This window comes from Telluria sp. ZB4P36, from assembly GCF_059685865.1.
In genome coordinates this window covers 155,672-170,228 of record NZ_JCASIE010000005.1, presented here as the reverse complement: position 1 = coordinate 170,228, position 14,557 = coordinate 155,672, and the positions used below count along the sequence as shown (strand labels likewise).

General features: G+C 65.8%; 8 protein-coding genes. 1 reads left to right on the top strand and 7 read right to left on the bottom strand.

The annotated features are described in order from the left end of the window. Positions 1-27: 27 nt before the first annotated feature. From AC56LK_RS10005 to AC56LK_RS09990, 4 genes are all read right to left on the bottom strand, one after another. Entirely contained in the window at positions 28-1,890 is a 1,863-nt protein-coding gene (locus tag AC56LK_RS10005; protein ID WP_497184403.1) for a glucokinase, read from the bottom strand. A gap of 113 nt (positions 1,891-2,003) precedes the next feature. Next, positions 2,004-3,668: an alpha-amylase family glycosyl hydrolase gene (locus AC56LK_RS10000; protein WP_497184402.1), complete on the bottom strand. Its 1,665-nt coding sequence runs from the start codon at positions 3,666-3,668 to the stop codon at positions 2,004-2,006. A gap of 27 nt (positions 3,669-3,695) precedes the next feature. After that, positions 3,696-5,327 carry an alpha-D-glucose phosphate-specific phosphoglucomutase gene (locus AC56LK_RS09995; protein WP_497184401.1) on the bottom strand — a complete coding sequence of 544 codons (1,632 nt, stop codon included), beginning with the start codon at positions 5,325-5,327 and terminating at the stop codon, positions 3,696-3,698. A gap of 93 nt (positions 5,328-5,420) precedes the next feature. Then, positions 5,421-6,758, bottom strand: a complete 1,338-nt coding sequence (locus tag AC56LK_RS09990; protein ID WP_497184400.1) for an MFS transporter — start codon at positions 6,756-6,758, stop codon at positions 5,421-5,423. Positions 6,759-6,970: 212 nt separating this feature from the next. On the opposite strand from AC56LK_RS09990, the gene AC56LK_RS09985 reads away from it, so the two are divergent. Then, positions 6,971-7,861, top strand: coding sequence for an alpha/beta hydrolase (locus AC56LK_RS09985; RefSeq protein WP_497184399.1), 891 nt, complete (start codon positions 6,971-6,973; stop codon positions 7,859-7,861). Positions 7,862-7,896: 35 nt separating this feature from the next. On the opposite strand, the gene AC56LK_RS09980 is transcribed toward AC56LK_RS09985, so the two are convergent. The 3 genes from AC56LK_RS09980 to AC56LK_RS09970 all read right to left on the bottom strand — a co-directional run bounded on the left by AC56LK_RS09980 (position 7,897) and on the right by AC56LK_RS09970 (position 14,352). Then, the gene (locus tag AC56LK_RS09980; RefSeq protein ID WP_497184398.1) at positions 7,897-9,696 is read right to left on the bottom strand and encodes a DEAD/DEAH box helicase; all 1,800 of its coding nucleotides are present in this window, start codon (positions 9,694-9,696) and stop codon (positions 7,897-7,899) included. A gap of 161 nt (positions 9,697-9,857) precedes the next feature. Then, positions 9,858-11,369, bottom strand: coding sequence for a tryptophan halogenase family protein (locus AC56LK_RS09975; protein WP_497184397.1), 1,512 nt, complete (start codon positions 11,367-11,369; stop codon positions 9,858-9,860). A gap of 85 nt (positions 11,370-11,454) precedes the next feature. After that, on the bottom strand, positions 11,455-14,352 hold the full coding sequence (locus AC56LK_RS09970) for a TonB-dependent receptor (RefSeq protein ID WP_497184396.1): 2,898 nt from the start codon (positions 14,350-14,352) through the stop codon (positions 11,455-11,457). Between the last annotated feature and the right edge of the window lie 205 nt (positions 14,353-14,557).

Below are 14,557 nucleotides of genomic sequence, written 5' to 3'. Positions count from 1 at the left end.
CCTCGAAAATCGTTGGGTGGACAGGCCTTACATGTCCAGGTGAGAGATCAGCAGCCTGCGTTCCGCATCGCCCTCGCCCGCTTCGCCGTTGCCGCCCTGGTTGCCGAGCGAAATCCCGACCGACATGATGTCGATGAGCAGCAGCTGCAGGATGCGCGAGATCATCGACAGGAAGGTCGTGCTGTCCTCGCTGTGGTCGACCGCCAGGCAGACGGTGGCTTTCTTGGCCAGCGCCGACTTGCTGCTGGTGATGGCGATGACGTCGGCCCCGGTGGCGCGTGCCGTGTCGACCGCTTCGAGCAGCTCCGGCAGTTGGCCGCCGGTGGAGATCGCGATCACCACGTCGCCCGGTCCCAGCAGGCCGGCGGCCAGCGTAAACAGGTGCGAGTCGCCGTACAGCGCGGCGGGAATGCGGAAGCGGAAAAACTTGTGCTGGCCGTCCAGCGCCACCGCGCGCGCATTGCCCATCGCGTAGAACTCGACGCGGCGCGCGCGGCGCAGCAATTCGATGGCGCGGTCGATCGCATGCACGTCGAGCTGGTCGCGGAACTTCAGGATCGCCGACACCGTGTTGTCGATGACTTTCGCCGACAGGTCGTGGGTGCTGTCGCTCAGGCGCACCTGGCTGTGGCGCACCGGGATGGTCCCGGTGAGGCTGCCGGCGAACTTGAGCTTGAAATCGGCCAGGCCCTGGAAGCCGAGCGAACGGCAGAAGCGGATCACGGTCGGCTGGCTGACGTCGGCCAGGCGCGCGATCTCGGCGATCGGCTCGGACAGCACCTTGCGCGGGTGCTCCAGCACCAGGGCGGCGACGCGCTGCTCGGCCGGCGAGAGTTCGTGGCGCAGCTGCTGCACGCGGTCCATCAGGGTGTTGGCGCCGCTGCGGCCGCGCAGGTGCTCGGACAGGATGCGCGCGACGCCGTACAGCGCCGGATTCGGCGTCATGATGACGTAGGTCGGAATCTGCGCGATGTACTCGGTAAAGCGGCCCTTGGCCTCGAATCGGGCGCGGAAGGGAGAGGTCGCGAACCACTCGGCGATGCGCGGCACGATGCCGCCGCCGATGAAGATGCCGCCGAAGGCGCCCAGGGTCACCGCCAGGTTGGCGGCCGCGCTGCCCAGCATGCCGGCGAAGCTTTCCAGGGTTTCGAGGCAGAGCGCATCGCCGCCCTCGAGCGCGCCGCTCACGATCTCGGCGGTGCTGCGCGCCTGGACCTGCACGCCATTCCTCTGCGCCAGCGCGCGGTACATCAGTTCGATGCCGGGGCCGGAGATCAGGCGCTCGTTCGACACGTGCGGCCATTCCTTCCAGGCGTACTGCAGGATCGCGAACTCGCGCTCGTCGGCCGGGGCGAAATTCACGTGCCCGCCCTCGCTGCCGAGGGTGACGAAACCGTCGATGGTGGGGATCACGCCCGATACGCCCAGGCCGGTGCCCGGACCGAGCACGCCGGCCACCGCATGGCTCTGCGGGGCGCCGCCGCCGACCTGCAGCAGGTCCTTCGGCTCGAAGCCCGGCAGCGCCATCGCCAGCGCCGTGAAATCGTTCACGATCAGCAGGGTCGACAGGCCGAGGGTGCGGCGCACCTCGTCGGTCGAGAATTGCCAGTCGCGGTTGGTCATGCGGATGTAGTCGCCGCTGATCGGATTGGCCAGCGCGAAGGCGGCGTGGTTGATGCGCACCCCGCCGGCCTGGGCCAGGTAGGCGTGCAGCAGCGGCACGATGCCGGTGTAGTCGTCGCAGCGCAGCACCGCGACCTGGCGCAGCACGCCGGGCGCGGTCTCGAGGCCGAAGCGCGCGTGCGTGGCGCCGATGTCCGCGAGCAGGCGCGGGCCATCGGCGAATGCGGCGCGGGAGGGTTTCAGTTCGGTGTCGGGTTCAACAGTCATTACGATCGCTTCGGGGGGCGGGACGACGGTCCCGGATCGCGCTAGGATACCATTGATCGAATGGCAAAAATACGCCCGCCTGCTTCCCTCCCCTCCACCAGCACCTGGGCGGCTCAGTCCTGGGCGATCAGCGCCACCGGCGCCGCGGCATCGAACTGCACCTTGCCGTCCTTGACCACCGCCCTCTTGCCCGAGTACCAGTCACGCACCGTCTGGCCGTCGTTGAACACGCCGGCCACCTGGATCGGCAGCGCCTTGTCCTTCGGCAGGTCGAGCGCCACTACCACGCGGTCGCTCACTCCATCCTTTTCCCAGGTGCGCTTGAAGGTGTAGGGGCTGGAAGCGATCATCTGGTGCAGGCCCGCGCCCACCGCCGGATGCGCGGCGCGGAAGCGGCCCAGCCTGGCCCAGTGCTCGCGCACCTCGGCCACCCGGTGCATGCCACGCTGCGCGTTGAATGCCAGCTCGTCCCAGTTCATGAAGGAGCGCAGCTTGGCGTCACCCTCCGCGCCCTCGACGTCCAGCCGCCGCGCGGTCTCGTCGCCGTAGTAGATCTGGGCCGAGCCCGGCGCCAGCATCAGCTTGTTGGCCGATTCGAGCGGGCGCTGGCGCGCCGGGTCGAAGGGGCTGCCGTCGTCGTGCGAGCTGATGTAGTTCAGCACCGAATAGCCCTTCATCGGACCGTGCAGGGCCTGCGAGTAATCCGAGAACAGCTTCTCGTAGCCCTGGCCCGCATCCGACTTCATGCTGAAGTTGATCATGCTGTCGAAACCGTTGGCGAGCCAATCGACCTTGACGCCGCCGCCCATGTCGAAGCTGCGGGCATGGTTGATCGAATAGCCGTAGACTTCCGAGGTCATGAAGAAGGGCAGATTGCCGAGGCGCTTGGCCGGATTGGCGCGCTTCCACGCTTCATAGGCCAGGCTGGCTTCCTGCTTGAGTTCCTTCCACACGCCCGGTTCGGTGTGCTTGACGGTGTCGGCGCGGAAGCCGTCGACACCATACTTGCGCACCCAGTCGGCATGCCACTTGATCAGGTAATAGCGCGGCGCGCGCGGATAGCCGGTGCGCTTGAAGAAGGCGTCCAGCTCCTTCACCTCGCGCTCGTAGCGCCCTTCCTTCTTCCACTTCGCCACCAGGACCGGAGGCAGCGCGACGTTCTCGTTGCTGTTGGTGAGGAAGTCCGGCAGGTTGTCCACCAGGGTGCAGTCGACCGTGGTCGGCACGTCCTTGTAGGTACATTTCGGCTTGGTGCGCACCCAGTCCGACGGCCACACCGGGTCCATCCTCGTCACCGGGCCGGTATGGTTCATCACCACGTCCAGGATCACGCGGATGCCATTGGCATGCGCGGTTTCGACAAACGTGCGGAAGTCCTTCCCGGTCCCGAGGTTGGCGTCGACCGCGGTGAAATCCCTGGCCCAGTAGCCGTGGAAACCGTAGGAATTGCCGGTGCCTTCGTCGGTCGAGGCATGGATCTGCTCGACGGGCGGCGTGAGCCAGATCGCGTTCACGCCCAGCTCCTTGAAATAGCCGTCCTTGATCTTGGCCGTGATGCCAGCCAGGTCGCCGCCCATGAAACCGCGCAGCTTGGCCGAATCGTCCTTGCGCCCGTAGGCATGGTCGTTCGCCTTGTCGCCGTTGTTGAAGCGGTCCGTCAGCAGGAAGTAGACGGTGGCGTTCTCCCAGACGAAAGGCTTGCTGGCGGCGGGTGTCTGTGCGCCGGCCTGGGTGGCGAAGGCAAGCAGCAGGGAGGCGGCAAGGACGGGAAGTTTCATGCGGGTTCCTGTGTGGGTGGGGGATGGTCAGGTGATCACGGTCGGGGTGTCCCGGCCGGTACGCCGGCGCAGCTCGGCCACGTCGTCGGCGATGGCGATCAGTTCGGAAAGGGCTTGCTGGGTGTCGAGCGCATGGCGCGCCGGGTCGGCCTCATAGCGTTCGAGGTAGAGGCGGATGGTGGCGCCTTCGGTGCCGGTGCCGGACAGGCGGAACACGATGCGCGAGCCGTCCGCCATGATGATCCGGATGCCCTGGCGGGTCGCCACCGAGCCGTCGACCGGGTCGTTGTAGACGAAATCGTCGGCCTCCGCCACGCGGAAGCTGCCCAGCGTGCGGCCGGCCAGTTCCGGCAGCCTGGCGCGCAGCGCCGTCATCATGGCGTCGGCGGCGCCGGCGTCGACCGCTTCGTAGTCATGGCGCGAGTAGTAGTTGCGGCCGAAACGGGCCCAGTGTTCGCGCACGATCTCGTTCACGGATTGCTTGCGCACGGCCAGCAGGTTCAGCCAGAACAGCACGGCCCACAGGCCGTCCTTCTCGCGGATGTGGTGCGAACCGGTGCCGTAGCTCTCTTCGCCGCACAGGGTGGCCAGGTTGGCGTCCATCAGGTTGCCGAAGTACTTCCAGCCGGTCGGGGTCTCGAAGCAGGTGATGCCAAGGGCTTCCGCCACGCGGTCGGCCGCCTGCGAGGTGGGCATCGAGCGCGCGATGCCGGTGATGCCCCCCGCGTAGCCCGGCGCCACGGTGGCGTTGGCGGCGATGATGGCCAGGCTGTCCGAAGGCGTCACGGCCAGATTGCGGCCGACGATCATGTTGCGGTCGCCATCGCCGTCGGAAGCGGCGCCGAAGTCGGGTGCCTCGGGGCCGTTCATGTGGGCGATCAGGTCGGCCGCGTTGACCGGGTTCGGGTCCGGGTGGCCGCCGCCGAAGTCTTCCAGCGGTTCGCAGTTCACCACCGTGCCCGCGGGGGCGCCGAGCATGCCCTCGAGGATGGCTTTCGCATAGGGGCCGGACACCGCGTGCATGGCGTCGAAGCGCATGCGGAAGCCACCGGCGAACAGCGCGCGGATGGCGCCGAAGTCGAACAGGCGCGCCATCAGCTCGCTGTAGTCGGCCACCGGATCGATGACCTCGACCACCATGTGCTCGAGATGCGTGCGCCCCGGCAGGTCGAGGTCGACCGGGCCGGCATCGCTGATCCGGTAGGCCGTCAATGCCTGGGTGTTGGCGAAGATCGCCTCGGTGATCTTTTCCGGCGCGGGGCCGCCGTTCCCGATGTTGTACTTGATGCCGAAGTCGCCGTCCGGGCCGCCGGGATTGTGGCTGGCCGAGAGCACGATGCCGCCGAAGGCCGCATGCTTGCGGATCACGCAGCTGACGGCCGGCGTGGACAGGATGCCGCCGCGCCCCACCAGCACGCGCGCCACGCCGTGGGCGGCGGCCATGCGCAGGATGGTCTGGATCGCTTCGCGGTTGAAATAGCGGCCGTCGCCGCCGACGACCAGGGTGTGGCCCACGCTCTTGCCCAGGGTCAGGAAGATCGCTTCGACAAAATTCTCGAGGTAGCCGGGCTGCTGGAACTCGGTCACCTTCTTGCGCAGGCCCGAAGTGCCGGGCCGCTGTCCGGCGAAGGGCGTGGTCGGGACGTTCTGGATGCTCATGCTTCGCTCCTGTCGTAATAACGTAATGCAACATCGGCAGATGTTGGTAAAACGTTACGATACGACAGGCGCGAAATCACTGGCGCGCGGGGATCAGATGCCTGCCTTGACCGGCGCAGCGCGGTCGGTGACGAACAGGGTCAGCACGGCCGCGACCAGCATGCAGGCGCCGCCCAGCGCCACCGTCATCACGGTATGGCCGCCGAAGAAGTGCTTGGTCACGCCGCCCAGCAGCAGGCCGCTGCAGATCTGCGGGATCACGACGAAGAAGTTGAACAGGCCCATGAAGTAGCCCATGCGCTTGGCCGGCAGCGCACCCGCCAGGATGGCGTAGGGCATGGTCAGGATCGAGGCCCAGGCCAGGCCGACGCCGATCATCGGCAGCATCAGCATGTTCTTGTCGGTGATCAGGTAGATGCTGGCCAGGCTCAGGCCGCCGATCGCGAGGCAGGTGGCGTGCACGGTCTTGCGGGAGGTAGCCCGCGCAAACACCGGCAGGATGAAGGCGGCCAGCGCCGAGACGCCGCTGTACACCGCGAACATGATGCCGACGAAGCTGCCGGCGGCCTGGAAGTCGGACGACTGCGCATCGGTGGTGCCGAAGACGTTGTCGGCGATCGCCGAGCCGGTATAGATCCACATCGCGAACAGCGCGATCCAGGTGAAGAACTGCACGAAGGCCAGCTGCACCATGGTCTTCGGCATCCGGGCGAAGCCGCCGACGATCTCGGTCAGGGCCACGCCCAGGCTGCGCGCGTGCTTGCGCTCGGCGTTGAAGGCGTCCATGTCGGCAGGCGGCAATTCGTCGGCGCTGACGACGGTCCACAGCACGGCCAGGAAGAAGATCGCGCCGCCGGCATAGAAGGAGTAGCGCACGGTTTCCGGAATCATGCCGCCCACCGCTTCGTTCGACACGCCCATCGATTCGAAGAACACCGGCAGCAGCGAGGCGATCACCGCGCCGCAGCCGATGAAGAAGGTCTGCATCGCATAACCGGCGGTCTGCTGCGAGGCGTCCAGCTTGTCGCCGACGAAGGCGCGGAAGGGTTCCATCGACACGTTGATGGCGGCATCCATCATCCACAGCACGGCCACGGCCATCCACAATGCGGCGGAATTCGGCATCAGGAACAGGGCGATGGCGGCCAGCACGGCGCCGATGAAGAAGAAGGGACGGCGGCGGCCCCATTTCGGGTGCCAGGTATTGTCGCTCAGGTAGCCGATCACCGGCTGCACCAGCAGGCCCGTCACGGGCGCGGCGAGCCAGTACAGGGCCAGGTTGTCGGGGTCGGCGCCGAGCGTCGAGAAGATGCGGCTGGTGTTGGCGTTCTGCAGTGCGAAGCCGAACTGGATGCCGAAGAAGCCGAAGCTCATGTTCCAGAGCTGCCAGAACGACAGGCGTGGCTTGATCGCGCCGGTTTGCATATCCATGGTGGTCCCCAATCTGGCCCGGACAGTCCGGGCTCTCGTGTGATGCAGGCAGCCCGGATGAGGCCGACCTACAGGTAGCTGTAGCAAAATAACATGGCGATTTCTGGGTGTCAATCGAAGAGCTGTCATAGTAGAATCAGCACAACAGAGGTGGGTGAATAGCACAGCTCTGTAGTCAAACAACATAAAAAATCGATCAAGGAGACCTTCCCATGCCCTCGCTTCGCCACGCTTCCCTCCCCTTCCTGCTGGCTGCCCTGCTGTGTGCATCCGCGGGCGCCGCCGACAAGCCGGCCGACTCCATGAAACCGTCGACCGCCCTGCCCGGCGTCAGCCTGCTGGGCGCGCCGCTCGAGATGCCGGGCCTCGAGCGCAAGCGCCAGTTGCGCCTCTACCTGCCGCCGGGCTACGCGACCTCCAACAAGCGCTACCCGGTGCTCTACATGCACGACGGCCAGAACCTGTTCGACAACGCGACCGCCTATGCGGGCGAATGGAAGGTGGACGAGACCCTCGATGCGCTGGCCAGGGAAGGCAAGCTGGAACTGATCGTGGTCGGCATCGACAACGGCCAGGAAACGCGCATGACGGAGCTGAACGCCTGGGACTTCAAGGACGCCGGCAAGGGCGAAGGCCGCGCCTACACCGACTTCATCGTCAAGACCGTCAAGCCGCTGATCGACAAGCAGTACCGCACCCTGCCGGGGCGCGAGCATACGGCGATCATGGGCAGCTCGATGGGCGGCCTGGCCTCCCACTACGCACTGGTGCAGTATCCGCAGGTGTTCAGCAAGGCGGGCGTGTTCTCGCCGGCCTACTGGACGGCCAAGCCGGCCTTCGACTTCGTGGCATCGAAACCGGTGCCGAAGGATGCGCGCGTGTTCATGCTGATGGGCGGGAAGGAAGGGCCGCAGATGAACGGGGACGTGAAGAAGATGGCCAAGGTGGTGGGCAAGACCGGGCATCCGGCGGCCAACACGGTGCTGAAGATCGTGCCGGGGGCGGAGCACAACGAGGCGTTCTGGGCGGGGGAACTGCGTGAGGCGCTGCTGTGGATGTTTGCGGCGCCGGAGACCAAGGTCGCCAGCAGCCGCACACGGTAAAGTGGGCGGCCAGGCCGCCCACCTTAGCGCATACCTCAGCCCTTGCGGTGCGGCTTCTTGCCGCCCGCCTTATCCGCCAAGCGCCGGTCGGCGCCCGGCTTCGCAAAGGCTTTCTTCTTCGGCGCCGTGACGATCGGCGCCTCCTGGCCGTCACGCGTCAGGTTCAGCTGCTGCCCGGCCACCCACACCGTCTTGAGGTGGTCGATCAGCTCCTGCGTCATGTCGTCCGGCAGGTCGATGGTGCTGTAGTCGTCGTAGATCTCGATGCGGCCCATGTACTTGGCCGGCATGTCGGCTTCGTTGGCGATCGCGCCGACGATGTTGCCCGGCTTGACGCCGTGCTGGTGGCCGACTTCGATGCGGAAGGTCGCCATGCCCGGCTCCGGTGCGCGCTCGACGCGCTCCTTCTTGAAGGCCGGCTCGCGCGGCTCACGTGGCGGACGCGCCGGGCGGTCTTCCCAGGCGCCCTCGCGTGGCACGAAGTCTGCACGTTCCGGACGCGCCTCGCGGTCCGGCTTCTCGATCAGCAGTGGCACGTCGCCCCGGCCCAGCTTCGCCAGCGCCGCGGCGATGTCCACCGCCGGCACGTTCTGTTCGCGCTCGTATTCCTCGACCAGCGAGCGGTATTGGTCCAGGCCGCCGGCTGCCAGCATCTCGGTGATTTGTTCCTTGAACTTCGCGATACGCACGTCGTTTACCGCCTTCACGGTCGGCAGCGACAGTGGCGCCACCGGCTGGCGCGTGGCGCGCTCGATCGCCTTCAGCAGCCCGCGCTCGCGCGGCGTGATGAACAGGATCGCCTGGCCGCTGCGGCCCGCGCGGCCAGTGCGGCCAATGCGGTGGGTGTAGCTTTCCGGGTCGGACGGCACGTCGTAGTTGATCACGTGGCTAATGCGCTCGACGTCGAGGCCGCGCGCGGCGACGTCGGTCGCCACCAGGATGTCGATCTTGCCGCTCTTGAGCTGCTCGATGGTGCGCTCGCGTGCCTGCTGGGCCATGTCGCCGTTGATGGCGACGGCCGCGAAGCCGCGCGCCTGCAGCTTGGTCGCCAGCTCCTCGGTGCCGAGCTTGGTGCGGGCGAAAATGATCATGCCGTCGAAAGGCTCGGCTTCCAGGATGCGGGTCAGCGCATCGAGCTTTTGCATGCCGGCCACCAGCCAGTAGCGCTGGTTGATGTTCTCGGCGGTGCCGGTCTTGGCGGCGACCGTGATTTCCTGCGGATCGCGCAAGTAAGTCTTGGCAATGCGCTTGATCGCCGGCGGCATGGTGGCCGAGAACAGCGTGGTCTGGCGCTCGGCCGGGGTCTTTTGCAGGATCTGCTCGACGTCGTCGATGAAGCCCATGCGAAGCATCTCGTCGGCTTCGTCCAACACAAGCGTTTTCAGCTGGGAGAGGTCGAGCGAGCCTTTTTCGAGGTGGTCGATGACGCGGCCCGGCGTGCCGACCACGACATGGACACCGCGGCGCAGCGCCTGCAGCTGCGGGCCGTAGCTCTGGCCGCCGTAGATCGGCAGTACGTGGAAGCCCTTGATGTGGCTGGCGTAGGTCTGGAAGGCCTCGGCAACCTGGATCGCCAGTTCGCGCGTCGGCGCCAGCACCAGTGCCTGGGGCGTGGCCTGCTTGATGTCGATGCGCGACAGGATCGGCAATGCAAAGGCCGCGGTCTTGCCAGTGCCAGTCTGGGCCTGCCCGAGTACGTCACGGTTGGTCAGCAGCAGCGGGATGGTTGCGGCCTGAATCGGCGACGGGGTTTCGTAGCCGACATCCTTCAGCGCCTTGAGCACGGGCGCGGAGAGATTCAGTTCGGCAAACGTCGGGAGGGGGGTGTCTGACATAGAAAAACTTTCGATATTGATACTAAACCCGCAGTTTACTCTTTCGGGCAGGGATGGCGGGCACAATTTGGAACGGAAGTTGCTTTTTTACCAAATGGCAAATAATGAAAACGGCCCCATGCGCCTTCACGATTGGGGCCGCGCATGATACAGGATCGTGCTTACATCTTCTTCGCCGGGCACATCTTCGCGATGTAGTCGTTATGCGAAGGCATCACGTCCACGCACTTGGCGATCACCTCGCGCACGCTGGCAAGGTAGTCCGCGATGTCGGCCTCGGACTGGGTATCTGCCAGCGGGTGGTAGCCGTCGATCGGCATGTTCTGCCCTTCGAACACCTGGATCCAGCCGACCTCCGAGAACAGCTCGTTGTCGACCCGGACCACGCGGCCGTGCGAGCGGTACATGTCCATCTTGTGGCGCAGGCTGTCCGGGATGGCCATGTTGGCGCATTCTTTCCAGTAGTCCGAATCGCTGCGCTGGTTCAGGTGGTAGTGCAGGACGATGAAGTCGCGGATCCGTTCGTACTCGAAGCGCGCCTGGCGGTTGTATTCCTCGCGGTCCACCGGGCTGAAGCGGCGGTCCGGGAAGAAGTCGATCAGGCGCTGGATCGAGGACTGGATCAGGTGGATGCTGGTCGACTCGATCGGCTCGAGGAAGCCGCCGGCCAGGCCGATCGCCACCACGTTCTTGTTCCAGGCCTGCTTGCGCATGCCGGTCTGGAACTTGATCAGGCGCGGGTCGGCCAGCGGCTTGCCATCCAGGTTGGCCAGCAGGGTGCCGGCCGCCTCGTCGTCGCTGATGAAGCGGCTGCAGTAGACGTGGCCGTTGCCGGTGCGGTGCTGCAGCGGGATGCGCCACTGCCAGCCCGACTTGTGCGCGGTCGCGCGGGTATAGGGCGTCATCACGGACACCGATTCGCAGGGCACGGCCAGCGCGCGGTCGGCCGGCAACCAGCGGGTCCAGTCCTCGTAGCCCGTCTCCAGGGCCTGTTCGATCAGCAGGCCGCGGAAGCCCGAGCAGTCAATGAACAGCTCGCCCTCGACGCGGCTGCCGTTTTCCAGTTCCACGGCATCGATGTGGCCATCCGGTTCGCGCCGGGTGGCGCGCGCGATCTTGCCTTCGATGCGGGACACGCCGCGCGCCTCGGCCAGCTTGCGCAGGAATTTGGCGTACAGGCCGGCGTCGAAGTGATAGGCGTAGTTGATGTCGCGCAGCGGCGAATTCTGCACGTCGAAACGCGGCGGCATGAACTTGTTGGCCTTGGCGGCCATGCGCGTGATCGAGTATTCCTCGAGCGGCGCGGCCTTTCCCAGCATGCGCATCTTCTGCCAGTACTGGTCGAAGGGTACCGTGGCCAGGTCCTGGCCCAGGCGTCCGAAACCATGCATATAGCGGTCGCCCAGCCTGCCCCAGTTGACGAACTCGACGCCGAGCTTGAAGCTGCCCTGGGTCTCGCGCATGAACTCGTGCTCGTCGATGCCGAGCACGCGGTTGAAGCGCTGGATCATCGGGATGGTGGCTTCGCCGACGCCGACGATGCCGATCTCGTCCGACTCCACGAGGCGGATGTTGTAGCGGCCATTCAGCATGGTGGACAGCGCCGCCGCCGTCATCCAGCCGGCAGTGCCGCCGCCGACGATGACGATGTCCTTGATTGGTTCGTTGTGCATGTGTATTCGCCCGGAGGTCAAAAAAACGACCCCTGGCAGGCGCAGGCCCGGCAGGGGTCGTTACTTTACCTTAGTTCAGGTCAGCTTAGAACTTGTAGGTTGCGCCGAAGTGGTAGGTACGGCCGTAGGCGCGGCGGTTGGACGGGTTGTTCTCGTCCGTGGTGTACTCGAGGAACGGTGCGTTGTTCCAGTTCTGCGCCTGGGCATACAGGCTCACGCCCTTCAGCCAGCCGCGCTGGATCTCGTACGAAGCCTGCAGGTCGACGATGGTCTCACCCTTGATGAAGGTGAGCTGCGCGTTGTCCTGGAAGTCCGACACCTGGCCCAGGAAGCTCGAACGCTTGCGCGCCGCGGCGGCGATCTGGAAGCCGTTCTTCTCGTAGTACAGGCGCAGGTTGGTCACCTTGCGCGACAGGCCCGGCAGCGGAATGCTGGTCATGTCGCCGTTCACGTTGGCGAAACCGCTCTCCGGCAGGTTCACGCTGCTCTTGGTGTCCGAATGGTTGACCATCACGCCGAAGCCATCCAGGTACTGGGTCATCATCGAGAACGGCACGTTCACCGCCAGCTCCCAGCCCTTCAGGTTGCCGCCGTCGCCGTTGGTCGGCTGGGTCAGCAGGCCCTGGGTCGAACCCTTGTACGGGCCGGTCAGCGGCAGCGGGGTGGTCGGGGTCACGAACGGGCCGAAGTCGAAGGCGCGTGGCGCACGGATGATGTAGCTGTCCAGCTTCTTGTAGAAGTAGGCGGCGCTCACATAACCCTTGTTGCCGAAGTACTTCTCGTACGACAGGTCGAAGGCCTTGGCGCGGAACGGCTTCAGCTGCGGGTTGCCGGCGCTGCCGGTCAGGATCGACACGCCCTGGGTCGCCAGGCCGAAGTTGCCGCCGGCACGCAGGTCGTCCAGGTTCGCGCGCGAGACCACCTTGGCCAGGCCCAGGCGCACTTTCTGCTCGTTCTTCAGGTCGAAGGACATGTTCAGGCTCGGCAGGACATCCCAGTAGCTGTCGGTCTCCGCCACGCGCTGCGCCGGGCAGGTCTGGGCGGTGTTGCCGACGCAACGGGCCTTGTCGATCACGTAGCCGCCACCGGTCTGGTTGGTGTGGATCGCCTGCAGGCCGACGTTACCGGTGTAGTTCAGGCCGAACAGCGCGCCCTCCATGTCGCCCATGACGTAGGCGGTATTGATGCGCTCGCGCACGTCCCAGAACTTGTTGTAGATGTCGGCGTCGACCTTGCCGGCCAGTTCGTAGACCGAACCGAGCGAGCCGCGCGGATCCCAGGACACCACGTTGAAGCCCGAAGCGCCAGCCTGGGCAACGTCGCTGCCCGGCACGGCCACGGCCGCGTACGGGCCGGCACCACCCTTGATCACCAGGCGGCCTTCGTCGCCGGTACGCGACTTGTCGCGCGAGGTGTGGTTGAAGCCGAAGCTGGAACCGACCAGCGGGCCGAACTCGATGGCGCGCTTGGCGGTCAGGCGCACGGCCTTGACCTGGTCTTCGATGTACGGCTGGGCCAGGTAGCCTGCCTGCGGCGAGGTTTCACCGCCCGACCAGCCCATCACGTCGGTCAGGCGCGCGACGCCGCGGTCTGCGTAGTTGCTGCCCGGGGTGTACTTCACCTCGCTGACGTTGCTGCCATTGAAGTTGGTGTACTTCAGGGTGTCCTGGGCGCGGCCCGGGATACCGGCGGTGGTTTCGTAGCGCGAGGACAGCTTGGTGGCCTTCGACCAGGTCAGGTCGGCCGCGGTGGTCCAGTCGGCGATCTTCAGCTCGCTGTTCCAGCCGATGGTCTTGAGGTCATCCTTGGCGCCCTCGTAGTGGTTACGCACCACGCCCTTCCAGTTGCTGATGGTGCCGCTGGTAGCGACGCCGTTCGACACGGTCGCTGCGCTCAGCACGTGCGGCAGCTCGTAGGCGCCGCCGGCATTAAAGGCCACGCCGCCTTCGAAGCCGGTCTTCTTCTGGCCGGTTTCGCCGGCCGAGTAGAACAGGTCGACGGTCGACTTGAAGTTCTTGTTGGGACGGAACTGCAGCGAGGCGAAGGCGCCGTCGCGTTCGTGCGAGTCGACCACGGTGTCGTAGCCGAAGCCACCCGGGGTCTTCACCGACGCGCCATTGAACGTCATGTCCGCGGTACCCCAGGAATTGAAGGTCGTCTGGCCGCCGCCGGTTTCTTCGTAGCGGGTGAAGCCCATTGCCACGCCGATGGTGCGGTTCGCGAACTGGTCGATGTACGACAGGGTGGCGCGCTTGCCGTCGCCTTCCGGCAGGCCGTCCGGGTGCTTCACGCCGAGGCGGGTCTTCTTGTAGCTGACGGCGACGGTGCGCTTGCCGAAGTCGAGCGGCTGCACGGTGCGCAGGTCGATGGTCGAAGCCAGGCCCTGGCCGATGACGCTGGCGTCCGGGGTCTTGTAGATGACGATGGAACCCATCAGTTCGGCCGGGAACAGGTCGAACTCAGGCGAACGGGCATTGCCGGTCGAGGCCATTTCGCGGCCGTTCAGCAGGGTACCGTTGAAGCTCGGCGACAGGCCGCGCACCGAGATGTCGGCGGCACGACCCGAGCTGCGGCCACGCTGGGCCGACACGCCCGGCAGGCGCGAGATCGATTCGGCGACGCTCTGGTCCGGCAGCTTGCCGATGTCTTCGGCCGAGATGGCTTCGACGATCGAGCTGGAATTCTTCTTGATCGAGATCGCCGCTTCGATGCCGCGGCGGATACCGGTCACCTGGACGGTGGCGACGCCCGGAGCCGGGGTAGCGCCCGGCGGGGTCGGCTCGGCGGCGGCGGCGGCCTGCTCGGCCGATGCCGGCTGGGTAGCAACGCTCGAGGTGGCGCTGGTGGTGTCCTGGGTCGTGGCTTGCGCGTAGGCGCTGCCGGCGAACACGGACAGGAAGACTGCGCAGCCGGCGGCAACCGGGCTCAGCTGAAATGCGTTGCGGACCGGCTCGCCGGTGCGCTTGGTTGCGAAGATGCTCATTTGTCCCCTCAATAAAGACTAATAATTTTTTCCCGAAACTACAGCGCGACAGCCAGCTGCACGGCAGCCTCAAGCAAACGGTTTTGAACGTTCTGTCAAGGATTCTGTATTAAAACTAGATGCACTGTCAACGGGAGTTGCTTGTTACTACGATAATGGCATGTTTTTCCGAGAATCGGCAGCAGAGCACGGGTTTTCCGTTGTA